Origin of the sequence: Streptomyces sp. NPDC102360, from assembly GCF_044766085.1 — a bacterium.
Taxonomy (GTDB): domain Bacteria; phylum Actinomycetota; class Actinomycetes; order Streptomycetales; family Streptomycetaceae; genus Streptomyces.
In genome coordinates this window covers 32101-56636 of sequence record NZ_JBIWLG010000013.1, presented here as the reverse complement: position 1 = coordinate 56636, position 24536 = coordinate 32101, and the positions used below count along the sequence as shown (strand labels likewise).

20 protein-coding genes are annotated in these 24536 nt (G+C 70.8%); 12 read left to right on the top strand and 8 right to left on the bottom strand.

Annotated elements, in window-relative coordinates; all coding sequences use genetic code 11:
- The first annotated feature begins 176 nt into the window (after window positions 1-176).
- Complete coding sequence (locus tag ACIRHA_RS35620; protein WP_403854476.1) at window positions 177-734, top strand: hypothetical protein; 558 nt, start codon at window positions 177-179, stop codon at window positions 732-734.
- Between the two features lie 173 nt (window positions 735-907).
- On the top strand, window positions 908-4567 hold the full coding sequence (locus ACIRHA_RS35615) for a S8 family serine peptidase (RefSeq protein WP_403854473.1): 3660 nt from the start codon (window positions 908-910) through the stop codon (window positions 4565-4567).
- Window positions 4568-4663: 96 nt separating this feature from the next.
- Here ACIRHA_RS35615 and ACIRHA_RS35610 read toward each other — a convergent pair whose 3' ends face one another.
- Complete coding sequence (locus ACIRHA_RS35610; protein ID WP_403854470.1) at window positions 4664-5242, bottom strand: TetR/AcrR family transcriptional regulator; 579 nt, start codon at window positions 5240-5242, stop codon at window positions 4664-4666.
- Between the two features lie 126 nt (window positions 5243-5368).
- Between ACIRHA_RS35610 and ACIRHA_RS35605 the strand changes: the two genes are divergently transcribed.
- Window positions 5369-5812, top strand: a complete 444-nt coding sequence (locus ACIRHA_RS35605) for a DUF4267 domain-containing protein (RefSeq protein WP_403854468.1) — start codon at window positions 5369-5371, stop codon at window positions 5810-5812.
- A gap of 3 nt (window positions 5813-5815) precedes the next feature.
- Here the strand turns inward: ACIRHA_RS35605 and nhaC are convergent, their stop codons facing one another.
- The 3 genes from nhaC to ACIRHA_RS35590 form a co-directional block, all read right to left on the bottom strand.
- Complete coding sequence (nhaC, locus tag ACIRHA_RS35600; RefSeq protein WP_403854466.1) at window positions 5816-7306, bottom strand: Na+/H+ antiporter NhaC; 1491 nt, start codon at window positions 7304-7306, stop codon at window positions 5816-5818.
- Between the two features lie 115 nt (window positions 7307-7421).
- Complete coding sequence (locus tag ACIRHA_RS35595; RefSeq protein ID WP_403854464.1) at window positions 7422-8558, bottom strand: P1 family peptidase; 1137 nt, start codon at window positions 8556-8558, stop codon at window positions 7422-7424.
- Window positions 8555-9271, bottom strand: a complete 717-nt coding sequence (locus tag ACIRHA_RS35590) for a GntR family transcriptional regulator (RefSeq protein ID WP_403854462.1) — start codon at window positions 9269-9271, stop codon at window positions 8555-8557. Before ACIRHA_RS35590 ends, ACIRHA_RS35595 begins: the two co-directional genes overlap by 4 nt.
- A 233-nt stretch (window positions 9272-9504) precedes the next feature.
- Here ACIRHA_RS35590 and ACIRHA_RS35585 point away from each other — a divergent pair, with 233 nt between their 5' ends.
- Entirely contained in the window at window positions 9505-10533 is a 1029-nt protein-coding gene (locus tag ACIRHA_RS35585; RefSeq protein ID WP_403854460.1) for an asparaginase, read from the top strand.
- A 93-nt stretch (window positions 10534-10626) separates the two neighbouring features.
- Here ACIRHA_RS35585 and ACIRHA_RS35580 read toward each other — a convergent pair whose 3' ends face one another.
- On the bottom strand, window positions 10627-11961 hold the full coding sequence (locus ACIRHA_RS35580) for an NAD-dependent succinate-semialdehyde dehydrogenase (RefSeq protein ID WP_403854458.1): 1335 nt from the start codon (window positions 11959-11961) through the stop codon (window positions 10627-10629).
- Window positions 11962-12212: 251 nt separating this feature from the next.
- Between ACIRHA_RS35580 and ACIRHA_RS35575 the strand changes: the two genes are divergently transcribed.
- Together ACIRHA_RS35575 and ACIRHA_RS35570 are read left to right on the top strand one after the other, a co-directional pair.
- Entirely contained in the window at window positions 12213-12971 is a 759-nt protein-coding gene (locus tag ACIRHA_RS35575; RefSeq protein ID WP_403854456.1) for an ANTAR domain-containing protein, read from the top strand.
- 174 nt (window positions 12972-13145) lie between these two features.
- On the top strand, window positions 13146-14363 hold the full coding sequence (locus ACIRHA_RS35570; RefSeq protein ID WP_403854454.1) for an alpha-hydroxy-acid oxidizing protein: 1218 nt from the start codon (window positions 13146-13148) through the stop codon (window positions 14361-14363).
- 62 nt (window positions 14364-14425) lie between these two features.
- Here ACIRHA_RS35570 and ACIRHA_RS35565 read toward each other — a convergent pair whose 3' ends face one another.
- Complete coding sequence (locus ACIRHA_RS35565) at window positions 14426-15970, bottom strand: FMN-binding glutamate synthase family protein (RefSeq protein ID WP_403854452.1); 1545 nt, start codon at window positions 15968-15970, stop codon at window positions 14426-14428.
- Window positions 15971-16868: 898 nt separating this feature from the next.
- Here ACIRHA_RS35565 and ACIRHA_RS35560 point away from each other — a divergent pair.
- The 6 genes from ACIRHA_RS35560 to ACIRHA_RS35535 all read left to right on the top strand — a co-directional run bounded on the left by ACIRHA_RS35560 (window position 16869) and on the right by ACIRHA_RS35535 (window position 22616).
- Window positions 16869-18182, top strand: a complete 1314-nt coding sequence (locus ACIRHA_RS35560) for a sulfite oxidase (RefSeq protein ID WP_403854450.1) — start codon at window positions 16869-16871, stop codon at window positions 18180-18182.
- A gap of 122 nt (window positions 18183-18304) precedes the next feature.
- Window positions 18305-18385 (top strand): putative leader peptide, encoded by an 81-nt coding sequence (locus tag ACIRHA_RS35555; protein WP_386495781.1) that lies wholly within the window; start codon window positions 18305-18307, stop codon window positions 18383-18385.
- Window positions 18386-18444: 59 nt separating this feature from the next.
- The gene (sfnG, locus tag ACIRHA_RS35550) at window positions 18445-19578 is read left to right on the top strand and encodes a dimethylsulfone monooxygenase SfnG (protein ID WP_403854448.1); all 1134 of its coding nucleotides are present in this window, start codon (window positions 18445-18447) and stop codon (window positions 19576-19578) included.
- An 86-nt stretch (window positions 19579-19664) separates the two neighbouring features.
- Window positions 19665-20222, top strand: a complete 558-nt coding sequence (ssuE, locus tag ACIRHA_RS35545) for an NADPH-dependent FMN reductase (RefSeq protein ID WP_403854446.1) — start codon at window positions 19665-19667, stop codon at window positions 20220-20222.
- Window positions 20219-21415 carry an SfnB family sulfur acquisition oxidoreductase gene (locus tag ACIRHA_RS35540; protein WP_403854444.1) on the top strand — a complete coding sequence of 399 codons (1197 nt, stop codon included), beginning with the start codon at window positions 20219-20221 and terminating at the stop codon, window positions 21413-21415. Before ssuE ends, ACIRHA_RS35540 begins: the two co-directional genes overlap by 4 nt.
- A 130-nt stretch (window positions 21416-21545) precedes the next feature.
- The gene (locus ACIRHA_RS35535; RefSeq protein WP_403854442.1) at window positions 21546-22616 is read left to right on the top strand and encodes an LLM class flavin-dependent oxidoreductase; all 1071 of its coding nucleotides are present in this window, start codon (window positions 21546-21548) and stop codon (window positions 22614-22616) included.
- Here ACIRHA_RS35535 and ACIRHA_RS35530 read toward each other — a convergent pair.
- Both ACIRHA_RS35530 and ACIRHA_RS35525 read right to left on the bottom strand, forming a co-directional pair.
- The gene (locus ACIRHA_RS35530) at window positions 22613-23749 is read right to left on the bottom strand and encodes a Gfo/Idh/MocA family protein (protein ID WP_403854441.1); all 1137 of its coding nucleotides are present in this window, start codon (window positions 23747-23749) and stop codon (window positions 22613-22615) included. The two genes, ACIRHA_RS35535 and ACIRHA_RS35530, sit on opposite strands and share 4 nt — an antisense overlap.
- Window positions 23734-24432 (bottom strand): ThuA domain-containing protein, encoded by a 699-nt coding sequence (locus tag ACIRHA_RS35525; protein WP_403854439.1) that lies wholly within the window; start codon window positions 24430-24432, stop codon window positions 23734-23736. Before ACIRHA_RS35525 ends, ACIRHA_RS35530 begins: the two co-directional genes overlap by 16 nt.
- Window positions 24433-24536: the final 104 nt, after the last annotated feature.

Below are 24536 nucleotides of genomic sequence, written 5' to 3'. Positions count from 1 at the left end.
GGGAGTTCACCAAGCGACGACTGTCATGTCACGAACGTGTCTTGAAGACGATCAAGAAGCAACTGGGGAACCCGCACCGGCTGTCTGAGGGGACAGAAAGCAACACGGGCTGACAGCGGCCCGATTCACTCGCCCGTCGCTCACCAGGAGCGGCGGCCCACGCGGAGGACACCAGAATGCGCACTCGGAAGATCTCGGTACTGACGTTGACCGCGGTGGCCCTCGGACTGTCGCTGACGGCGTGCAACGGCAACGACGGCACCGACAGCGCGTCTTCCAGCGCGCCTTCTTCCGCGAGCAGTTCGGCGGCGGCCTCCGCCACCCCGCAGCCCGATGCGACGGAGGGCACGTCCTCGAGCACCGCCGCCAAGTCCGACGCCAAGTGCACGGACCAGATCAACTACGCGGGTGACCCGCGCTCCAACGCCGAGATCAACTCCATCGGCGCGGACACGGGCACGTGCCCGCCGGTCCAGAAGCAGGGCTCCGACACCAAGTGCACCGACCAGCTCGACTACGCGGGTGACCCGCGCTCCAATGCCGAGATCAACTCCATCGGCGCGGACACGGGTACCTGCCCCGAGCCCCAGAAGTCCGCCAAGCCGTCGGGTACGCCGAAGGACCCCGACACGAAGTGCACCGACCAGATCAACTACGCGAACGACTCGCGCCCCAACGCGGAGATCAACTCCATCGGCGAGGAGACGGGTTACTGCCCGCCGGTCAAGAAGTAGCGAATCCCCGCACCCCCCGCCCCGGCCGTGGCGGATAGGTGCCGTGGCGGATAGGTGCCGTGGCGCCAATCCGCCACCCCAAAGCAAGTACGCCACCACGCACGGCAGTTGACACTCTTCCCAGCTCTCGGATCGCACCCCCGCACCCGATGGTTCCAGGAGAAGAGGCAACTATGGCAAGAGGTACCGCGAGACGCGGCGCGGCCCTGCTGTCGGCCGGTCTTGCGTTCGCGCTGCTGCCCGCCGGCGGTGCGTACGCCGCGCCGGACCACGTGAGACCCCGGCCCGCGAAGGCCGCCGGCGCCGCGCACACCGTGACGCTGGTGACCGGGGACAAGGTGACGGTGACGGACATCGGCGGCGGGCAGCGGACCGTAGACGTCAAGAGACCCCGGGGCGCCACCGGGCTCGTCCGTACGCAGGTCACCGACGGCGTGATACGTGTCGTGCCGGACGAGGCGGCGCCCTACCTCGCCTCGGGGAAGCTGGACTCCCGGCTGTTCGACGTGAGCGGGCTCATCGAGCAGGGCCTCGCGGACACCAAGGCCGCCGCCACCCCGCTGATCGTCACCTACGGAGGCAAGGGCGCACGCAGCACCGCAGCCACCCCCAAGGGCGCCGACCGGACCCGCAGACTCGGCAGCATCGGCGGCGCGTCCCTCGACGCCGACAAGGGGCGCACCTTCTGGAACGACCTGACCACCAAGGCCGGTTACACGGACGGCATCGGCAAGGTGTGGCTCGACGGCCGCGTCGAGGGCGACATGGCGGAGTCCAACGCCCAGATCGGCACCCCGAAGGCGTGGGAGGCGGGGCTCACCGGCAAGGGTGTGAAGGTGGCCGTCCTGGACACCGGGTACGACACAACCCACCCCGACCTCGCCTCCCGCGTGAGTGAGTCGAAGTCCTTCATCGACGGCCAGGAGGTCGCCGACCGCAACGGCCATGGCACGCACGTCAGTTCCACGGTCGGCGGCTCCGGCACCGCGTCCGACGGCAAGGAGAAGGGTGTCGCGCCCGACGCCACGCTCGCCGTCGGCAAGGTCCTCTCCGACGAGGGCTACGGCACCGAGTCCGAGATCATCGCCGGTATGGAGTGGGCGGCCGAGGACATCAAGGCCAAGGTCGTCTCCATGAGCCTCGGCTCCGACACCGGCAGCGACGGCACCGACCCGATGGCGCAGGCCGTCAACTCCCTCACCGCGGACACCGGCGCGCTCTTCGTCGTCGCCGCGGGCAACGCCTACAGCCCCGGCACCATCGGCTCGCCCGGCGCCGCCGACTCGGCGCTCACCGTCGGCGCGGTCGACGCGGACGACGAGCGTGCCGCGTTCTCCAGCCAGGGCCCGCGCCTCGGCGACGACGGCCTCAAGCCCGACCTCTCGGCCCCCGGCGTGGACATCCTCGCGGCCCGCTCCTCGCTGGTGGACGGCTCCGGCAGCTACACCACCATGAGCGGTACGTCGATGGCGACACCGCACGTCGCCGGTGTCGCCGCCCTCCTCGCGCAGGCCCACCCCGACTGGACGGCCGCCCAGCTCAAGAACGGGCTGATGTCGTCGTCGAAGCAGCTCTCCGATTCGGCGTACGCCATCGGGTCCGGCCGGGTGTCCGTGCCCGAGGCGATCGCCGCGAAGGTCACCGCTACGGGCAGCGCAGACCTCGGCTCCTACCGCTGGCCGTACGACGGCAACAAGCCGGTCACCAAGACCATCACGTACGCCAACTCGTCCGACAATGCTGTCGAGTTGGACCTTGCCGTGCAGGGAGGCGCCGAGGGCGTCGCGACGCTCGCCGACTCCAAGCTGACCGTACCCGCGCACGGCGCCGCCTCCACCACGGTCACCGGCGACGGCTCGAAGGCCGCTGTCGGCACCAACAGCGGGCGGATCGTGGCCAGTTCGGGCGGCGCGGCCGTCGCGCACACGGCTTTCGGCCTGGTCAAGGAGGAGGAGCGGTACACGCTCACCGTCCATGTGAAGGACCGGGACGGCAGGCCGGCCGCGGCCAACCTCATGTACCAGCGGCTCGCCAAGGACACACAGCCGCAGCCGGCGACGGTCGACGCGTCCGGCACGGTCGAGCTGCGCCTGAAGCCCGGGACGTACTACCTGGACTCGTTCCTGGACGTCCGCGGAGCCCACGGCAAGGACTCCCTCGGCACGGCCTATCTGTCCGACCCCGAGGTGAGGATCGACAGGGACCGCGAGATCACGCTCGACGGCACCAAACTGCGTGAGGTCGCCACGCGTGTCCCGAAGGACACCGACCCGCACCAGACACTCGTGCAGTACGACCGCAAGGCGGGCGGCGCCGACGTGTTCGGCATGGCACTGCTGCCCATCAAGTACGACACGCTGTACGCCCTGCCCACCCGCCCCGTGAGCGACGGCAGTTACGCGTACCGCACCACCTGGCGCGAGGCCCAGCCGCGGATCACCGTCGACGGCGTCGACGAGGTGTGGGAGCAGCCCGGCTCCACGCTCGTCGAGGGCGCCGGCAGGCTCGCGCTGGTGAACGCGGGCGCCGGAACCCCCGTCGACTACACGGGCAAGAACGTGACCGGCAAGGGCGTCCTCGTACACATCGACGGCACCCGCACCCCGGCACAGATAGCGCAGGCCGCCCAAGACGCGGGCGCCAAGGCGCTGTTCGTCACGGACGACAGCCCCGGCCGCCTCAACACCCTCTTCTACAACGACGACGACACCGACCGGCCACTGCAGATCGCGAGTGTCACCAACGCCGACTTCGCGCGGCTGCTCGCCAAGCAGAAGCGCGGTGAGCGCGTCAGGATGACGGGCGTCGACAACGCCACGTACTCCTACGACCTGTCGAAGGGCTACAAGGGTGCGATCCCGGACCGCAGCCTGCTCTTCGCGCCGGACTCCAAGGACCTCGCCACCGTCGACACCACCTTCTACGGTGCGAAGAAGGCCGCGGGCAGCGAGTTCCGCCACTCGGTCGACCCGTCCTTCGCGGTCGCGGGTGGCTTCCAGGAGCGGTACGACTTCCCGGGACACCGCACCGACTACGTGTCCGTCGAGCCGGGCCAGAAGTGGCACGAGTCCGTGAACGTCGGTCCCCTGGAGGAGCGCAGCGGCCTGGTGTCCTACCGGCCGGGCAAGCGCACCGAGTTGAACTGGTTCAAGCCCGTCTTGCACCCCTACGGCGGCAGCGGCCTCGGCTGGGGCCAGGAGCGGAGCGGCGACATGCTGCGCTTCAACATCCCCGGCTGGGGCGACTCGGGCCCCGACCACACCGGTTTCGGTGACCCGTACAGCCCGGAGTTCGGCATGACGCAGTCCACCGAGGCCTTCGTGAACGGCGAGAGCGCGGGCCGACACACGGGCAGCACCGCCCAGTTCAGCGTCACCGACGGCTCCGAGCAGCCGTTCAAGGTCGTCACCGACACGGAACTCGACCCGGCCGTGTGGGGCATCCGCAGCACCTCGCACAGCGAGTGGGCCTTCCGCTCGGGCACCACGCCGGACGACACGTACACGTTCCTGCCGCTGATCAACCTCAACTACGACATCGACACCGACCTCGCCGGAAAGATCCGCCCGGGCAAGCGCCTGCCGGTCGGCCTGTCCGCCGAGTACGTCAAGGACGCGGCCGGCACCGGCACCATCGGCGCCGGCACCCTGAAGGTGTCCTACGACGACGGGAAGACCTGGAAGTCCGTGCCCCTCGCCGGAGCCGGCGCCTCCTGGAAGGGCACGCTGAATGTGCCGAAGGACGCCACCTCGCTCTCGCTGCGGGCGACGGCGAAGGACGACAAGGGCGGCTCGGTGTCACAGGAGCTCGTCCGTGCGGCGGCCGTGAAGTAGCCGCCGGGCAGTTGTGCGGCAGGCCTCTGGGCACGGCGGAAGAAGAACACCGGCTCGGCGCGGAGCGACTCCGCGCCGAGCTTTCGGTGTGATGTCTCAGGACACAGCAAGCCGGTCCACCAGCAGCTCCAGCCGTAGTTCGGCGTACTCCGATGGCAGGCGTCCCGCCCGGGTCAGGGTCGCGAGGCCGTGGAGGGAGGCCCAGAACACCTCGGTGAAGACCCCCGGCTGGACGCCGTCCCCCGCGACCTCGGCGAGGCACTCCAACAGGGCGGCGAAGGCGTCCTTGAGGGGCGCCGGGGTGTCCTCCTGCGCGAACGCCAGGCCGCCGTCGAGCTGGAACATGGCGTCGTAGACCGCCGGGTTCCGTGCGGCGAAGTCGAGGTAGGTGCGGGCCAGGACGGTGACCCGCTCGCGCGGGGTGTCCGCGGCGGCGGTCGCGGACCGTACGGCGGCGGCCATCTCGGTGGCCCCGTCGAGGGCGACGGCGCCGATGATCTCCCGTTTGCCGCGGAAGTGGCTGTAGAGGACGGGCTGGCTGTACTCGATGCGCTCGGCCAGCTTGCGGGTGGTGACCGCGTCCCAGCCCTGCCGTTCGGCGAGTTCGCGGGCGGTGGCCACGATGAGGCGCTCACGGCTCGCGCGCTCGCGCTCCTTGCGTTCTTGTACCGACATGATTCGACCCTAGCATCGCTAGACAATCGAGCGGCAGTAGCGCTAGCGTCGCATTACTGCCTAGCGGTGCTAGATCCCGGGAGAGGTCTCGCCAATGGGCCCGTCGAAACGTCAAGGAGAAGAACCATGTCGCTGAAGCGCGTGAACACTGTCCTGGCCACCGCCATCGCCCTGTTCGTCCTCTACCTCGGACTGTCCTTCATCCTGGCCCCCGAGGCGTCCACTCCGGGCGTCGGCCTGCCCAACTGGCCCGCGGGCGACGGCGGCGGCTTCCTCGTCATGAAGGGGATCCGCGAATTCTCGATGGGCCTGGTCGTCGTCATCCTGCTCGTGACGGGCCACCGCCGCGCCCTGGGCTGGGTCCTGCTGATGGAGGCCGTCGCCCCGTTCGGCGACATGATCAACGTCTTGACCCATCACGGCTCCATGGCCGCCGCGTTCGGCATCCACGGCTTGACCTCGGCGCTGATCGCGGTCACCGGCCTGCTGATCCTGCGCGAGACCAGGGAGATCAAGGAGATCAAGGAGACCCGCGAGGCTCCCGTTACGGCGGCGTCCGCCGCGGCGTGAGGCTCAGGAGGCGGGAGTGGCGGCGGCCGCCTCCGTGGACGCTGCCCGGGAAGCCGGACCCGTGCCGCTGCGTGCGATGCCGATGCCGGTGTATCCGCAGATCACCGCGAACACCGCACCCAGGTAGCAGAGGAAGGCGTAGGGCGCGTACGAGATCGTCGCCACGCCCAGCGTCGTCGACATGTACATCGCGGCCTCGCTCCAGGGGATCAGCGGAACCATCACCGTGCCGGAGTCCTCCAGGGTGCGGGAGAGGTTCTTGGGGGCGAGGCCCTTGTCGGCGTAGACCTGCTTGAAGCCCTCGCCGGGGATGAGGATCGTCAGGTACGAGGTGCCGGTGGCCAGTGCGACGCCGATCGACGACCCGACCGTCGCCAGGATGATGCCTCCGGTGCGGCGGACGCGGTGCAGCAGACGCGTGATCAGGACGTCCATGAAGCCGGCCTCGGTGATGATGCCGGCGAACGTGAAGCCGGCGAGGCCGATGAGGACGACGCTCGTCATGGAGGAGAGCCCGCCGCGGTCGAGGAGGGTCCGGGCCGTCTCCGGGATGGCCTGCGCGTCCCAGCCGTGCGCGGCGAGCATGTCGGAGCTGAAGCCCTCGGACGCGGCGGTGCTCAGCTCGGACAGGGAGAAGCCCTGCACCACACCGCCCAGGAGTGCGGCCACGATCGACGACAGAATGATCGTCGGCAGCGGCGGCTTGCGCAGCACCGCTCCCACCAGGACCACGAGCGGCGGCAGCAGGAGGAGCGGGCTGAAGGTGAACGCCTTGTCCAGGAAGCCCAGAAGCTCCTCCGTCTGCTTGCCCGCGCCCTGCGAGGAATCCGTGTGCATGCTCAGGCCGAGGAAGAAGTAGGCGATCAGCGACACGACCGCGGCGGGCACCGTGGTGTACAGCAGGTGGCGGATGTGCTCGAAGAGGTTGGCGCCCGCGACGACAGGGGCGAGGTTGGTGGTGTCCGACAGCGGTGACATCTTGTCGCCGAAGTAGGCGCCCGCGACGATCGCCCCGGCCGTCATGGGCAGCGAGGCACCAAGACCGCCCGCCACGCTGATGAGCGCGACACCGACCGTGCCGACCGAGCCCCACGACGTTCCCGTGAGCGTGGAGACGACCACGGTGACCAGGAACGACACCGGAAGTATCCAGTGCGGTTCGATCACCTGGAGTCCGAAGTCGACCACCATGGGGATCGTTCCGCTGATCATCCAGGTGCCGGTGAGCATGCCGATCGAGATCAGGATCAGGAGCGCCGGCATGGTCGAGTCGATCTTGCGGCGGATGCCGGTGAGCATCTGCTCCCAGCTCAGGCCGAACCACAGCGCGTAGACCCCGGCGAAGCCCGACGCGACGATGAGCAGGATCACGGGATCGAGGCCGAGCCACACCGTGCCGAGCACGAGCAGCGCGATCATCACGGCGATCGGGGCGAGGGCCTGGAGGAAGGTGGGTGTCCGGCGCGGCGCCGCGACCGGAGCGGTTTCGGGCATGGGTTCGCTCTTTCCGGGGTGGTTGCGGGCAGGCCGGGCCGGGCCGCCGGGTGTGCCCGGCGGCCGGAGTCCTGCTCCGATGTCTGTGGGGTTGTGGGGATGGCGCGCGGAATTCCTACGGAGCGGTCTCCGGCGGCGCGTCGTGCGGGGTCAACGGCTCGGGGTGACGCAGTAGTTGGGCCACACGGTCCGTGGGGAGCGCGGGCGCGTGGTGGCCCCGGATTCCGGTCACCGGCTCGGCGGCGAACAGGGAGCCGAGAACAGCTTCCTCCGTCGCCTCGCAGACGGCCCGGAACATCAGGTCCATCAGGGGGCCGTCCTCGGCAAGCGCCGAGCAGGTGCGGACGGGCCCGGACGGTACGTGGGGTGTGCGGTTCGTCGTGGACCAGGCCAGGGCGTACTCGCCGCTGCCGTGCTGGACGATGCCGCCGGTGCGGGCCAGGCCGACCGAGGCGCGCTTGGCGATGCGCCGCAGTTGACGGGCGTCCGCCGGGGCGTCCGTGGCGACGAGGACGACACAGGAGCCGGCGCCACGCGCGAACTCGCCCTGCTCCTGCGACTGTTCAGGGGTGAGGTGCCGGCCGACGGGAACGCCGAGCACGGTCAGGTCCGCCGCCCGCCCGAAGTTCGCGAGGACGAGGACGCCCACGGTGAAGCGGCTGCCGTCACCCGCGTCGACGAGCCGGGAACTGGAACCGATGCCCGCCTTCCAGCCGAAGGACACCATGCCGGTGCCCGCGCCGACGGCGCCTTCCGCCACGGGTCCGTCGGACGCCGAGGCCAGCGCGTCGAGGACATGACGCGGGCGGACGAGGAGCCCGCGGATGTCGTTGAGCCAGCCGTCGTTGCACTCCAGGACCACCGGATTGACGGTGCCCGTGGAGACACCGATCTCCGGGTGGTCGAGCAGCGCGTGCCGGGTCAGGCCCTCGAAGGCGGCCCCGACGCCGAGCGTGTTCGTCAGCGCCAACGGCGTTTCCAGGACGCCGAGTTCGACGACCTGGCTGAGTCCGGCCGCCTTGCCGAATCCGTTGACGACCTCAAGGCCCGCCGCTGGTTTCCGGCGGAACGGGGAGCCGGGGGCGGGGACGACGACGGTGACGCCCGTCCGCGCCGGCGACTCCTCGTCGTCATGGTGGAGGGTGAGGTGGCCCACGCGGACGCCTCGTACGTCGGTCAGGGAGTTCGAGGGGCCGGGCGGCAGTGTGCCCGGCGCGATCCCCAGGGTGCGGGGGCGGGGCCGGTGTGTCACGTCGCCTCCGCCCGGCCGGCGCGGCGCGCGGGCGTGGCCCCCTCGCCGTGGTCCGCGAGCCGCGTGCCCGACTGGATGGAGTGCAGCAACTCGGTCTCCACCAGGGAGAGATGGGCCTCCATCAGGCTCGCGGCGAGCTCGGCGTCGCCGTCCGCGACCGCCTCGGCCATCGCTTCGTGGTCGGTCAGCGAGGCCTCCGTGTGGGCGGGCCGCGACAGGACGCCGCTGCGCAGCACGATCACCTGCTGCTGCACCAGCCACACCTGCTCCGCGATACGGGGGCTGTGCGCGGCCTCCATCAGCGAACGGTGGAACTCCAGGTCCAGGTTGTACGGGAGCTTGCGTCCCGTCTCCCGCGCCGTGCGGGAGCGCACGCACACCTTGCGCAGGCGGGCCACCTCCTTGGGCTGCCGACGGAGCGCGGCCAGGCGCGCCGCTCGGCACTCCAGTGCCGAGCGCAGCTCGAACAGGGCCGCCACGTCCTCGGGGCCCGCCGTCAGGACTGCGGCGCCCTTGTTGGGCACGTGCACCAGCAGCCCGTCGCTCACCAGCTGACCGATGGCCTCGCGCAGCGGGCTGCGGCTGATGCCCAGATCGCGGGCGATCTCCACCTCGTTCAGGCGGGAGCCGGACGGCAGTACGCCGGTGAGGATCTGCTCGCGCAGCATCTCGACCACCTGTCCCGCCAGGCGGCGATGGACCAGTCCGGTCACGGGAACCTCCGAGAACAGAGAGCGGACGGCGTTGATCTGCCGAAACGCGCTGCCAAAGTGTCGACAGACGTCAGTGGACAGGCGCCTCGAACCCCGTGTCAAGACTTCCTGGCGACCGTCTTTCATCGCGGACAACTGTCGACACTTGCCGCCGAAACTGATAACTGTCGACACTTGAAAGCCCGTGGCGGCCACCGCCGGGGCTCCGCACCACCGACCGTCGAAGGACACTCATGACCGCCGCAGTCCCCAGCAAGTCCACGTCCGTGTCACCGGTTTCGCGGCCGGAGTGGCCCGTGCTCGCGGAGGTGTGGCGCGGTGACTTCCTCGAGTCCGTGCACCACGGATCGGTCGTGGCGCTCGACGCGGACGGCGCCGCCGTGCTCGCGGCGGGACCCGTCGACAGCCCCATGTACCCGCGGTCGTCCAACAAGCCGCTCCAGACCGTCGGCATGCTCCGCGCGGGCCTCGACCTCGACGGCGAACTCCTCGCCCTCGCCTGTGCCAGCCACTCGGGCGAGGCCTTCCACCTCGACGGGGTACGCCGGATCCTCGCCGGAGCGGGGCTCGCCGAGGACGCCCTGCGGTGCACCGCCGCCCTGCCCATCGGCGCCGACGCGCAGCCCGCGCACCTCGCCGCGGGGCTCGGCCCCAGCCGGATCACGATGAACTGCTCGGGCAAGCACGCGGCGATGCTCGCCACGTGTGCGGCGGCGGGATGGTCCCTCGACGACTACCTCGACCCCGGTCACCCCCTGCAGGTGGCCCTGCGTGAGACCTTGGAGGATCTCGCGGGGGAGAAGTCGACCTCCGTCGGCGTCGATGGCTGCGGCGCCCCGCTGTTCGCGCTCACCCTCACCGGCCTGGCGCGCGCCTTCGCGCGGATCGCGGCCGCGGCCGAGGGCACCCCCGAGAAGCGGGTCGCCACCGCGATGAACACTCACCCCGAATACGTGGGCGGCACCGGCCGCGACGTCACCACCCTCATGCGGGCGCTCCCCGGCGTCGTCGCCAAGGACGGAGCAGAAGGCGTCTACGCCCTCGCACGCGCGGACGGCTCCGCCGTCGCCCTGAAGATCGCGGACGGTGCGCAGCGACCGCGCCCCGTCGTGATGACCGCCGCACTGCGCCACCTCGGCGTCGACGTCGACGCCGATCCCCAACTGGCGGCGCTGACCGAGGCCCCCGTCCTCGGGCACGGTGAACCCGTCGGTGCGGTGCGGCCGTCGGCGGTGCTCGACACCGTCGCTCACCAGGCGTGAATTGCCCCAGGGCCTGGTGGGACGGCGCGACCTGCGCGCGCCCGCCGGCCCGGGCGCCGACCGGAACCCTCCGGTCGGTGCCCGTTCGGACGCCTACGCGACCGTGCGGATGAGCTTCTTGTTCACGAACTCCTCGATGCCCGGCCGGCCGAGCTCGCGGCCGAAACCGGAGCGCTTGACGCCGCCGAAGGAGAGCTCGGCCCCCTCGGCGCCGACGCCGTTGATGAAGACCATGCCGGCCTCGATGCGGTGCGCGACCCGCTGCGCCTGCTCGGCGTCGGTGGTGAAGACGTACGAACCGAGGCCGTACGGGGTGTCGTTGGCGATCCGCAGGGCGTCGTCCTCGTCGGCGGCCTTGAAGACCATGGCGACGGGGCCGAACAGCTCCTGGCGGGCCGTGGCGTGCTCGGTGGTCAGGCCGGTGAGCACGCCGGCCGGGTAGTGGGCGCCGTCGCGCTTGCCCTCGGAGTGCAGCGTGGCGCCCTCGGCGACGGCCGCCGCCACCTGGCGCTCCAGCGTGTCGGCCGCGGCCACGGAGGACAGCGGGGCACCGGACTGGCGCGCGAGGAGCTGCGCGGCGAACTTCTCCACGAACGCGTCGTACAGATCGGAGACGACGACGAAGCGCTTGGCGGCGTTGCAGGCCTGGCCGGTGTTGTCGAGGCGGGCGGCGACCGCGGACTCCACGACCGCGTCGAGGTCGTCGGCGGACAGCACGACGAACGGGTCGGAGCCGCCCAGTTCGAGGACGACCTTCTTCAGGTTCCGACCGGCGATCTCGGCGACCGCGGCGCCGGCCCGCTCCGAACCGGTGAGCGAGACACCCTGCACGCGTGGGTCGGCGATGACGCCGGCGATCTGCTCGTTCGTGGCGTAGACGTTGACGTATGCGCCGGCCGGGAAGCCCGCCTCGCCGCACAGCTTCTCCAGGAGCGCCGCCGTGGCGGGACACTGCGGGGCGTGCTTGAGGACGATGGTGTTGCCGAGGGCGAGGTTCGGGGCGGCGAACCGGGCGACCTGGTAGGCGGGGAAGTTCCACGGCATGATGCCGAGGAGGACGCCGACCGGGCTGCGGCGGACGACCGCGCGGCCGGGTCCCGAGGTCACGTTCACCGCCTCGTCGGCGAGGTACTCCTCGGCGTGGTCGGCGTAGTAGTGGTAGATGTCCACGCAGAAGTCGACCTCGCCCTCCGCCTCCTCGCGCGGCTTGCCCATCTCCCGCACGATGCTGTCCGCCAGCTCGGTGCGGTGCTCGGCGTGCAGGTCGCCGAGGCGGCGCAGGAGCGCGGCACGGTCGGCCACGGTGCTGGTGCGCCCCCACGTGGTGGCCTGGTGCGCGGCGTCGACGGCCGCGGCCACCTCGGCGTCGGTGGCGGTGGAGTAGGTCTCGACGATCTCGCCGGTGGCCGGGTCGGTGACTGCGTACATCGAATCTCCAGAAAAGTGCGAGGGAGCAAGGAACGAGGTCGGTGTGCGGTCCTCACGTGCCGCGACGCCGACTGGGAAGAACCCTACGGCTCCGCGGCGGTGCGGGCTCCAGCGGCCGACCGGAGTTTGCCGTGGACCATTCGTGGTAATCCGTCCATCCGGTCCCGGCCATGGGTGCCGTACAGGACACTGGAAGTGCCGCGACGGGTCGGCCAGGCTGAAGGGGATCCGTAGCAGAAGGAGGCTGTGTGATGGAGCAGGGCGAGCGGGACGAACGACTCGCGCGTGCGTTCTTGGAGCTGGCCGACACCCTCCAGGACGGCTTCCACCTGGTGGACTTCCTGCGAGCACTGACCGACCACATGCGCGAGTTGTTGGATGTGACCACGATCGGGGTCGTCATGGTCGACGCCCAGGACCGGCTGGTGGACGTGACCGCGTCCACTCACACCGCCCATCAACTCGAAGAGACACAGGTCGAGTTCGACGAGGGCCCGTGCAAGGACTGCTGCCTGGGCCGCGAGGGGATCGCCCCCGTGGACCTGACGCTTCCCGCCGTCGCCGAACGCTGGCCACGCTTCACGAAAGCCGCCCGCGCCGCCGGATTCGCGACCGTGGCCGCGCTTCCGCTGCGGCTGCGCGAGGAAGTGATCGGCGCGGTCAACATGTTCCACACCCGACCAGGCGCCCTCCACCCGGCGTCCCTGCGCCTGGGACAGGCGCTGGCGGACGCGGCGACCATCGGCATCCTGCACCACCGCCTCTCCCGGGACCAGGCCGAACGGGCCGGCCAGCTGCAGACCGCACTCAACAGCCGCATCGCCATCGAACAGGCCAAGGGCGCCCTCGGGGCCCGGCTCGGCATCGCACCCGATGCCGCCTTCGAGCGTCTGCGGGTCTACGCCCGCGCCCAGCGGACCTCGCTGACCCAGCTGTGCCTGCGGGTCGTCGAGGGCGAGGTCCCCGCCGAGGCGTTCGCACCGCCTCCGGCCGGACAACAGCGTCCCTGACCGTCCACCTCGGCGTCCCCCTGTCCCCCTCGACCAGGCGCGCGTACGCCTTCACGCAGAACCGTCCGCCCGACGACGGCGTCCACGGCGTCCACCATGACGCCACCCTCGACATGCCATCCTGCTGACGCGTGCCACCGGGCACCGCACACCTCACGCATCGCAGGAGCCCCCATGAAACACCGTCTGCCCCAGATCTCCGAGCTGCGCCCCTTGCTGAGGTTCGACGGCTTCAACCCCGACAGGCGCGCCGCCCGGCTCGCGAAGGCCGCCGACGTATGGGACCTCCGCACGATAGCCAGGCGCCGCACACCCCGCCCGGCGTTCGACTACGTGGACGGCGCGGCGCAGCGCGAGTTGACGGTGCGTCGGGCGCGCAGGGCGTTCGACGACGTCGTGCTCCTGCCGCGCATCCTGCACGGCACCGAGAAGGTGGACCTGAGCACGGACATCGCGGGCGCGTCGTCCGAGCTGCCGTTCGGGATCGCACCCACCGGTTTCACGCGCTTCATGCACGCCGAGGGCGAGGACGCCGGAGCGACCGCCGCCGCGGCGGCGGGCATCCCGTTCTCCCTGTCGACGATGGGCACCCGCTCGCTCGAACAGGTCGCCGCCGCGGCACCGGAGGGGCGCCGCTGGTTCCAGCTGTACCTCTGGAAGGACCGGCAGAAGTCGCTCGACCTCCTGAAGCGGGCCACGGCGAGCGGCTTCGACACACTGCTGGTCACCGTGGACACCCCAGTGGCGGGCCAGCGGCTGCGCGACACCCGAAACGGCATGGTGATCCCGCCGAGGCTCACCCTCAAGACCGTGCTCGACGCCTCGTACCGGCCCGAGTGGTGGTTCAACTTCCTCACCACCGACCCGCTCAGCTTCGCCTCGCTCTCCGGTACCAGTCAGGACCTGCCGTCGATCATCAACTCGATGTTCGACCCGACCCTGTCGATCGAGGACCTGGAGTGGATCCGGTCCCAGTGGCCGGGGAAGCTGTTCGTCAAGGGTGTCCTCACGGCCGAGGACACGCGCCGCTCGCTCGACGCCGGGGCCGACGGCCTCGTCGTCTCCAACCACGGCGGACGCCAACTCGACCGCGCGCCCGTCTCGTTGCACGCCCTGCCCGAGGTACGGGCCGAGGCAGGCGACGACGTGGAGATCATCCTCGACTCCGGCATCATGTCCGGCGCCGACATCGTCGCAGCCCTCTGCGCCGGAGCCGACTTCACCCTCATCGGGCGTGCCTACCTGTACGGGCTGATGGCCGGCGGCCGCGAAGGTGTGTCGCGCGCCGTCGAACTGCTCGCCAGGGAGATCGAGGTGACCATGCAGCTCATCGGGGCGGCGACGATCGCCGACCTCGGACCGCATCTGCTGCGCACGCGGCACACGGGCTGACGCCGAGGCAGACCGACGGTGACCGGTGACGTGTGTCCAGGTCACCGTCGGACGGGCCGGACTCAGACCCCCGGCTTCGGCTCCAACTCGGGCCGCGCGGTGAGGAGTTCAGTGATCTCCTCGGCGAGGTCCTTGCCGAGTTCGCCCCAGCCGGCCTTGTAACCGTAGACGCTCGCCAGCGTACGGGCGTCGTAGTCGCCGTTCATGATGTCGATGTCATCGGGCGTGATGAGCGACGGGTGGGCGACGCCGACCGCCCCCGACACCTTCAGCAACTCCTTGCGCAGGGTGCGCAGATACATGGCGGCGCGCGTCGCCTTCGACGGTGCGTCGACACCACGCACCAGCCACGGGTCCTGCGTGGCGATGCCGGTCGGGCACTTGTCGGTGTGGCACTTCTGCGCCTGGATGCACCCTATGGACAGCATTGCCTCTCGGCCCACGTTGATCATGTCGACGCCGAGGGCGAAGGCGACCGCGGCGTTCTCGGGCAGGCCGAGCTTGCCGGAGCCGATGAAGGTGAGCTGATCGGTCAGGCCACGCTCGGCGAACGTGCTGTAGACGCGCGAGAAGCCCATCCGGAACGGCAGCGACACCGAGTCGCTGAAGATCAGGGGAGCGGCGCCGGTGCCACCCTCCCCGCCGTCGATGGTCACGAAGTCGACGCCGCGGTCACCGCGCGCCATCAGCGTGGCGAGCTCCTCCCAGAAACTCATCTCGCCGACGGCGCTCTTGATGCCGACCGGCAGACCGGTCTCGGTGGCGAGCAGCTCCACGAAGTCGAGCAGCGAGTCCACATCGTGGAACGCGGTGTGCCGCGAGGGCGAGGCACAGTCCTTGCCGGCGGGGATGCCGCGGATCTCGGCGATCTCGGGGGTCACCTTCGCGCCCGGCAGCATCCCGCCGAGCCCCGGCTTGGCGCCCTGGGAAAGCTTGATCTCCAGCGCCTTGACGGGCGCGCTGTCGACCACGGCCTTGAGCTTGTCGAGGTTGAACGTGCCGTCCTCGTCGCGGCAGCCGAAGTACGAGGTGCCGATCTGGAGGACGAGGTCACCGCCGCCGCGGTGGTACGAGGAGAGGCCGCCCTCTCCGGTGTTGTGCATCGTGCCGGCCAGCGCCGCGCCCTTGTTGAGCGCCGTGATCGCCGCGCCGGACAGCGAACCGAAGCTCATCGCCGAGATGTTGACGACGCTCGCCGGCCGGAACGCCTTGGCGCGCCCCCGCGGCCCGCCGAGCACCTTGGCCGAGGGCAGCGGGGCCTGCGGGTCGTGCAGATCGGGCAGCGCCCCGGCGAACGTGCGCTGCTTCACGTACGCGTGGCCCTGCACGTGCTCGACGTCGTTGTCGGTGCCGAACCCGAAGTAGTTGTTCTCCTCCTTCGCCGACGCGTAGATCCAGCTGCGCTGGTCGCGGCTGAAGGGGCGCTCCTCGTCGTTGGACGTCACGACGTACTGGCGAAGCTCCGGGCCGATCGTCTCCAGCAGGTACCGGGCGTGCCCGATCACGGGGAAGTTCCGCAGCAGTGCGTGCTTCTTCTGTACGAGGTCGCGGGCTGCGACCACCGCCAACGCGGTGGCCGCGGCCGCACCGATGTTCCGAGCACGCATGACGTTCCTCTCCTCGACTGCCCGATACCCGACGTCACCGCTGTGCGGCGGACGACGCGGGCGCCCGCCGCGGAACACGGCCGGGCGGACCGGGCGTTCGACGGCGAAGCGCCACCTGATCGTAGAGGTCGCGGACAGGGGAGGGCGGACCCGGGGGAGGGCGGTGAGGCGGGATGCGGGGGCTGGGTGGGGGGCGGGGCAGATTGTCCCGCCGATGGCCTGACGAACTATGGGTAACGGTTGTACGTTCGGTAGCAGCGGTCGCCGATGCGCCGCCACGGCCCCCTGCCCCTGGGCCCCGCTGTGTACACCATGGGCCGCTGGGGCCGCGTCGCCGACCATGGGCGGCTCCAGCTCGCGTCCTGTCACGTGCTGAGCGGAGCGGCCTCTTGGGCTCTCCGCCCCGTGCAGGGCGTGCGCGTGGGGGAGGGAAGGGGAGCTTCCCTCCCCCACGCCCGGCGGTGTCCGCCACTGCCCGTATGCCCGAATTGTGTCCGCGCATGCGCCGGGGTCCGTCGCCCGCCGTGCCCGGACGCAGGCTCGTGGGTGTGCTCATGCCCTGGTCGAGGCCAGGCGGCGGAGCCGTGTGCCGCACCGGCCTCATGAAGTCGGCGCGACAGGGGCGGGGAAGCCCCAACCACACTGCTGTACCGCGCCGTTGACGCCCTCACGTGCCGCGTGCTTGCATCACGCCATGCCACCGCTGGAGCCTCTGACGCGCCGCCGCGCCGTGGACCTCGTCCGCGTCGCCGCCGCACTGTGTAGGTTCCCCGGCTGATCACTCGCCGCGTCGGCCCGCCACCCAACTGCCCTGCCAGGTAAATGTGTTGGGTGCGGTGTACCGACCGCTGGACATCCCGCGCACCTCCGCCCTCCCCGCTGATCACGAGGTCCCGTCATGCCCGAATCCGCCGTACCTTCGCCTCGTTACGAGCCCCATTCCGAGTCCTGCCCCGCGCCCCGCCTCGACGAAACCGCCTACGACCGGCGCAGACTGCGGCAGTGGCTGGCCGGGGAAGCCCGCGCGGACGGGGTCAGCCGCCGTCGGCTGCTCACCCTGCTCGCCGCCACGGCCGCCGCCACCGCGCTCCCCGCGCCGCGACCGGCCCACGCCGCTGAGTCGCCCATCGTCAAACCGCTGCCGCCCGAGTGGTTCATCCAGCGCGGCACCAACGCCGAGACGCGCTGGGAGGCCCTGCGCGGGACCGGCCACCACACCCCCAACGAGCGGTTCTTCGTGCGCAACCACACCGCCACCCCGGTCCTGGACGCACACGAGTGGCGACTGCGGCTGTGGGGCAGCGGGCTGCGGGGCGCGCACGGCGAGGGCAGGCCGGTGGAGTTCGGCTACGACGATCTGCGCGCCCTGCCCGCCGTCACCCGGACCGCGTTCGTCGAGTGCGCAGGGAACGGGCGCAGTTACTACACGTCCCAGCAGGGTGAGACCGTCAGTGGCACCGCGTGGACGCTGGGCGCGGTCGGCATCGCGCGATGGCGCGGGGTGCGCCTGGGCGACGTACTCCGGAAGGCAGGGTTGTCGTCCCACGCCGTCGACGTACAACCGCGCGGCCTGGACGCCGAATACGTCAGCGACGGGGAGAACCTCGGCCGGGTGCGCCGGCCGCTGCCGCTGGCGAAGGCGCTGGACGACGTCCTGCTCGCGTACGAGATGAACGGCGAGCCGCTGCCGTACGACCACGGGTATCCGGTGCGGGTGCTGGTGCCGTCGTGGGTGGGGATCGCGTCGATCAAGTGGGTCGGTGACATCGAGGTGTCCGCGCAGCCGCTGTTCTCGCCGTGGAACACCACCTTCTACCGGCTGTTCGGCCCCGGCCACCCGGAGGGCGGCAGCGCGCCGCTGACCCGGCAGACGCTCAAGAGCGCCTTCGAGCTGGCGAGCGGCGCCCGGTTCCCCGTGGGGGAGGGGCAGGTGCTGCACGGCCGGTCCTGGTCGGGCGCGGGCGCCGTCACGCGGGTCGATGTCAGCACCGACGGCGGGGCCGGCTGGCGGCCGGCCCGGCTGCACGACAGGCCCCGCGCGGGCACATGGACCCGCTGGTCCGTCCCCTGGCAGCCCGACACACCCGGCGCCACGCACGTCCTGGCCCGCGCCACCGACACCACGGGCCGCAGCCAGCCGGACGTCGCCGTGCCCAACACGCAGGGCTACCTGTTCGACGCGGTGGTACGGCATCCGGTGACGGTGGTGTGACGGGGGCCGTGCCAAGGGGTAAGGGGCGCCTGTCACAACGGCGTGAATTCCGAATTGCAGAATGCGGAATCGGCTCCTCGCCTCGTTGACCGCCCGGACTTTCCGCTGCTTTGATCGAAGACATGAAGCGACAGGACCTCACGCAGCGGCGCCACGTCGATCTCGCGCGTGTCTCCAGCTCCTGCTGTCGCCGTCGGGTCTGAGCACACCCCGGAAAACCCGCGCACACGTTTTCCGTGCGCGCCTTCGCCAGGAGTTCTTCATGCCCGTCCCGCCGGGAACCGACCCCCTCCGCTTCGCCTACTGGGTCCCGAATGTGAGCGGTGGCCTCGTCACCAGCACCATCGAGCAGCGCACCGACTGGGGTCACCAGTACAACCGCGAACTGGCCGTGCTCGCCGAGAACAACGGCTTCGACTACGCCCTCAGCCAGGTCCGCTACATGGCCAGTTACGGCGCCGAGTTCCAGCACGAGTCGACCAGTTTCAGCCTCGCCCTGCTGCTGGCCACCGAACGGCTCAAGGTCATCGCCGCCGTTCACCCCGGCCTGTGGCACCCGGGCGTCCTCGCCAAATTCGGCGCCACCGCCGACCACTTGTCGAACGGCCGCTTCGCCGTCAACGTCGTGTCCGGCTGGTTCAAGGGCGAGTTCACCGCACTGGGCGAACCCTGGCTGGAGCACGATGAGCGCTACCGCCGAGCGGAGGAGTTCATCCGAGCCCTGCGTGACGTCTGGACCGAGGACCACGTCGAACTCGCCGGTGACTTCTACCGGTTGCGTGACTTCTCCCTCAAGCCCAAACCGCTGAACACCCCCGAGCGCCCGCATCCGGAGATCTTCCAGGGTGGCAACTCCACCGCCGCCCGTGCCATGGCCGGCCGTGTCTCCGACTGGTACTTCAGCAACGGCAAGGACTTCGACGGAGTCACCGAGCAGATCAACGACGTCCGCGCCTCCGCCGCCCAAGTGGGCCGCACGCCACCCAAGTTCGGTCTCAACGGCTTCCTCATCGCCCGTGACACCGAGGCCGAGGCCCGCGAGACACTCCGCGAGATCGTCGCCAAGGCGGACACCGATGCCGTCCACGGCTTCCGCGACGCCGTGAAGCAGGCAGGACGCTCCAGCGCCGACGGCAAGGGCATGTGGCAGGACTCCACCTTCGAGGACCTCGTCCAGTACAACGACGGTTTCCGCACCGGGCTGATCGGCACCCCCGAGCAGATCGCCGAGCGCATCGTCGCCTACAAGAGGCTCGGCGTCGACCTCCTCCTGCTCGGCTTCCTGCACTACAAGGAAGAGGTCGAGTACTTCGGCAAGCGTGTGCTGCCCCTCGTACGTGAGCTGGAGGCGAGGTCCGCGGACACGGACACCGAGTCCGTAGCGGCCCACGCCTGACCCACCCCGCCGTCATCCGCCCGCCTCGGCACCCCCCCCGCCTCGGCCCCCGCGCCCCCGCTCCCCGCGCCCAGAAAGAAGACCCCATGGCCACCGTCTTGTCCGTGTCCGGAAGTCCGTCCCCCACCTCCCGCACCGGCCGTCTCCTGCGCGCGCTCGATGCCCGGCTCACGAGCCAAGGGCACGAGGTGATCCCGCTCGATGTGCGCACGATCCCGGCCGAGGCCCTGCTCCACGCCGACTTCCGGCACCCCGCGATCGTCGAGGCCACCGCCCTGTTCGAGCGGGCGGACGGAGTGGTGGTCGGGACGCCGGTCTACAAGGCCGCCTACTCCGGGCTGCTGAAGTCGCTGCTCGACCTGCTCCCGCAGTACGCGCTGGCCGGAAAGACGGTGCTCCCTCTGGCCACCGGCGGCTCCACCGCCCATGTACTGGCGATCGACTACGCCCTGCGCCCGGTCCTCGCCTCCATGGGGCCCGCGCACATCACACCGGGCTGGTTCACGCTCGACAAGGACATCACGGTGGGCGACGACGGCACGCTGTCCGTCGCGCCCGGCTCGGCGGAGGCCCTGGCCCAGGTCACCGACCAGTTCTCCGCCGCGCTCGGCGGCCGCACGACGCTGCTGGCGGCCACCGGATGAGCACCGCGACCGTGCTCGCCGACGACAGCGCGGCCCTGGCCGTCGCCGCCGAACTCGCCGCGGACTTCCGTAAGGAGGCCGCCGAACGGGACGCGACGCGCAGGCTCCCGGGTCCGGAGCTGGACCGGCTGTCGGCCTCCGGGCTGCTCGGGGTGACGGTGCCCCGGGAGTTCGGAGGCGCGGACGTCCGCACGGAGACACTTGCCGAGATCTTCCGGCTGCTGGCCGCCGCCGACGCCAGCCTGGCGCAGATACCGCAGAGCCACTTCGTGTACGTCAACGTGCTGCGCCGGCAGGGGACGCGGGAGCAGCAGGAGTACTTCTTCGGTGAGGTGCTGCGGGGGAGGCGGTTCGGCAACGCCCAGTCCGAGGCGGGCACCCGGCACGTGCAGGACATCCGCACCCGGCTCGCGCGACAGCCGGACGGGGCGTACGTCCTCGACGGCGTCAAGCACTATTCCACCGGCGCGCTGTTCGCCCACTGGATCCCCGTCCTGGCCCGCGCCGACGACGACACCCTGCACGTGGCGTACGTGCCGCGGGACGCGCCCGGACTCTCGGTGGAGGACGACTGGGACGGCATGGGGCAGCGCACCACCGCCAGCGGAACCGTCCGCCTGGAGTCGGTGCCCGTACCCGCCGACCGGGTCGTGCCCCATCACCTCACCTTTCAGGGGCCCCAACTGCACGGCGCGGTCGCACAGTTGCTGCACGCCGCCATCGACGCCGGGATCGCCTCCGGTGCGCTGGGTGAGGCGGTGGAGTTCGTGCGCACGAAGAGCCGGCCCTGGTTCGAGAGCGTTGAAGAGGGGCACGCGACCGCCGCCGAGGACCCGCTGCTGATCCAGCGATTCGGTGAACTGGCCATCCGGGTACGGTCCGCCGACGCGCTGCTCGCCGCCGCAGCGAGATCCGTGGACGCCGCGCGCGCCGAGCTGAACGACGACACGGCGGCCGAGGCGTCGATCGCGGTGGCCGCGGCGAAGGTGACGGCGGCCGAGACGGCCGTGGAGGCCGGCAGCGCCCTCTTCGAGCTCTCCGGCACCCGCTCGGCCCTCAACTCCCTCGACCTGCACCGCCATTGGCGCGACGCCCGCACCCACACGCTGCACGACCCGGCCCGCTGGAAGGTCCAGCACATCGGCCGCTACGTACTGGCCGGCACCCGGCCACCCCGGCACGGCCTGCTGTGACGGACGACCCTGAACGGAGAACCCCTGTGTCTCACACCTCCCACCGGTTCCTGCCTGCCAGAGCGCCGCGCCGGGCGTTCCGGGCGGGCGAGGCGCCGGGTTTCCGCGGCCGGTACGAGCGGGTGGCCTCGTGAAATTCCTCGCCATCACCCTGATCACGCACCGGCCCGACCCGGTCACCGGCATACAGAAGTCGACCCATGACCGGTTCCGCGAGGTGCTCGACCACGCGGTGCTGGCGGAGGAGTTGGGCTTCGACGGGTTCGGTGTGGGGGAGCGGCATGAGCGGCCGTTCATCTCCTCCTCGCCGACCGTCGTGCTCAGCCATATCGCCGCGCTGACCAGACGCATCCGCCTCTTCACCGCGGTGACCACGCTCAGCCTCCTCGACCCCGTGCGCGCCTACGAGGACTACGCCACGCTCGACCACCTCTCCGACGGGCGCCTCGACCTGATCATCGGCAAGGGCAACGGCTCCGCACAGCGCGAGCTGTTCCACGTCACGCCCGAGGACCAGTGGGACCGCAACGCGGAGAGCTACGAGGTGTTCCGCAAGCTCTGGCGGCAGGACAAGGTCACCGCGGCGACCCGGTTCCGCCCGCCGCTGACGGACGCCGAGGTGTGGCCGCGGCCCTACCAGCAGCCGGTCCGGGTCTGGCACGGCAGCGCCACCAGCAAGGAGTCGGTGGACCTCGCGGCCCGCTACGGCGACCCGCTTTTCTCGGCGAACGTCACCAACCCCATCGAGCCGTACGCGGAGCTGATCCGCCACTACCGCGAGCGCTGGGAACACTACGGCCACGACCCGGCGGACATCGCGGTGGGCGCCGGTACGGCCGGTCTTTTCGTGGCCCGCACCTCCCAGGAGGCGCTGGAGGTGTACCGGCCGATCTTCGAGTCGACGCTGGCGTTCCAGCGGCAGTTCGGGCTGCCGGTGGTCTTCGAGACCGTGGAGGACTTCGTGGAGCGCGGCTCGGCTCTGATCGGCAGCCCGCGACAGGTCATCGAGAAGGTCCACCGCTACCACGAGCAGTTCGGGCACTCGGTGCTGCATCTGCACGCGGACGGAGCCGGGCTGACGGGCACTCAGCACCGGTCCTCCCTCGAACTGTTCCAGTCCGAGGTCGCCTCGGTGCTCCGGCACGAACTCCCCGACCCGCCGTTCGCCTGGGAGCCCGTGCGTGCCCGCCCTCGCGGTTAGGCTGCGCCCACCCCCGTACGAGAAAGATCCGTGAGCGGGACCGCCGGCGGACGCGCCACGCGGCTCGAGACGGTGACGGACCTGCCGCCCGCCGCGGACGCGAGCAGTGACTCCATGACGTCCAGCACGTGGTACGCCAGCGTGCCCGACGCACGTGGCTCGTGCGTCGGGGGCGTGGCGGCCAGGTCGGCGATGCCGTAGCCGCGGCCGGAGTCGAGGAGACCGGCGGAGACCGGGAGGGTCTCCCACGCCTCGCCGCCCAGGCGGAACAGCCGCGTGTCACCCGCGAAATGGTTCGGGTCGGGCACGGCCAGAGTGCCGCGCGGCCCGTGGACCTCGATGTTCGCGGAGTGCGTCGCGACCGCGTCGAAGCTCACCACGAGCGTCGACAGCGCCCCGGACTCGTGGACGAGAACCCCCGTGACATGGGAGTCGACCTCGACCGGCACCCGCTCGCCCGCCCGCGGCCCGCTGCCGATCTCCCGCTGCGACTGCGGGCGACTCGCGGCGCCGATCACCGACGTGACGGGGCCGAGGAGGGTGACGAGGGCGGTGATGTAGTACGGACCCATGTCGAGGAGCGGGCCGCCGCCCGGCGCGTAGTAGAAGTCCGGGCTGGGATGCCAGCGTTCGTGGCCGGGGGTGACCATGGTGGCTGTGGCCGCGACCGGTCGGCCGACGAGTCCGTCGTCGATGGCCTTGCGTGCGGTCTGGATACCCGTGCCGAGCACGGTGTCCGGCGCGCAGCCGACGACCACCCCCGCCTGCCGGGCGGCCTCCAGCACCTGGCGGGCCTCGTCCGTGGTGGCGGCGAGGGGCTTCTCGCCGTAGACGTGCTTGCCGGCCGCGATCGCTTCGAGGGCTATCTCGGCGTGCGCGGCGGGGATGGTGAGGTTGAGGACGAGGTCGACGTCCTTCGCGGCGAGCAACTCGGCGACGGTGACCGCGCGTACGTCCCCGTCCCCGTCCCACTCCTTCGCCACCGCACGCGCCCGATCCGCGTCGAGGTCGGCCACGGCGACCAACGCGACGTCCGTCAGCCTGCGCAGGCTCGCCAGATACTGGCCCACGATCGTCCCGCACCCGATGATGCCGACGTTCAACGGCTTGCTCGCGTTCAACGGCTTGCCCACAGCAGGCCCCTTTCGACGATGGTGCGCACGCTCGGGTGCTCGAGGTCCTCGACATGGTGGCCCGGTGTGCACACGAAGATGCGGCCCTTGCCCCACCTGCGGGTCCAGATGGCCGGCGAGGTGACCTCCCGGTGCCACGGGTCCCAGGCGCGGATCTTCTGCGTGGTGGTGGCGAGCACGTCGATGTACTCGTCCGAGAGGACCCAGTACTGCTCCGTGACGAGGTCGAAGTCCTCGATGCCCTCGGTGACCGGGTGTTCGGCGGCCGCCGGGAGCATGTTCACCGTGTACGGGACGTAGTTGTCGGCCTGCTCGCCCTTGCGCTCGTCGGGGTGCTTGCCCGGGTGGCAGGCGAACTGGCCGCCGATGAGGTGCAGATAGTCCGCGGTGTTCCGGTACGAGTCGGCGATCCCGCCGTGCCATCCGGCGAGCCCGGTCCCGTTCTCGACGGCCGCGCGCAGCCCCGCGAACTCCTCCCGCTCGATCGTGGACATCGTCATGCACTGCATCACCAGGTCGACGCCCGCCATGTACGCGGCGTCGGCGTAGACCTTGGGCGAGCCCTCGATGCGCACCTCATAGCCGTTCGCCTCGAGGTGCGGGATGAACAGGTCGGTGGCCTCGACGGGTTGGTGCCCGTCCCAGCCGCCGCGTACGACGAGTGCCTTCTTGGCGGTGGTCACAGGTCTCCTTTGACGGGTGGGGGATACGCGGGTCACTTGCCGAAGAGGGACAGGGACCGAAATATTTCGAAGATTGTTCGATACTCCGGAACCGTAGAAGTGGC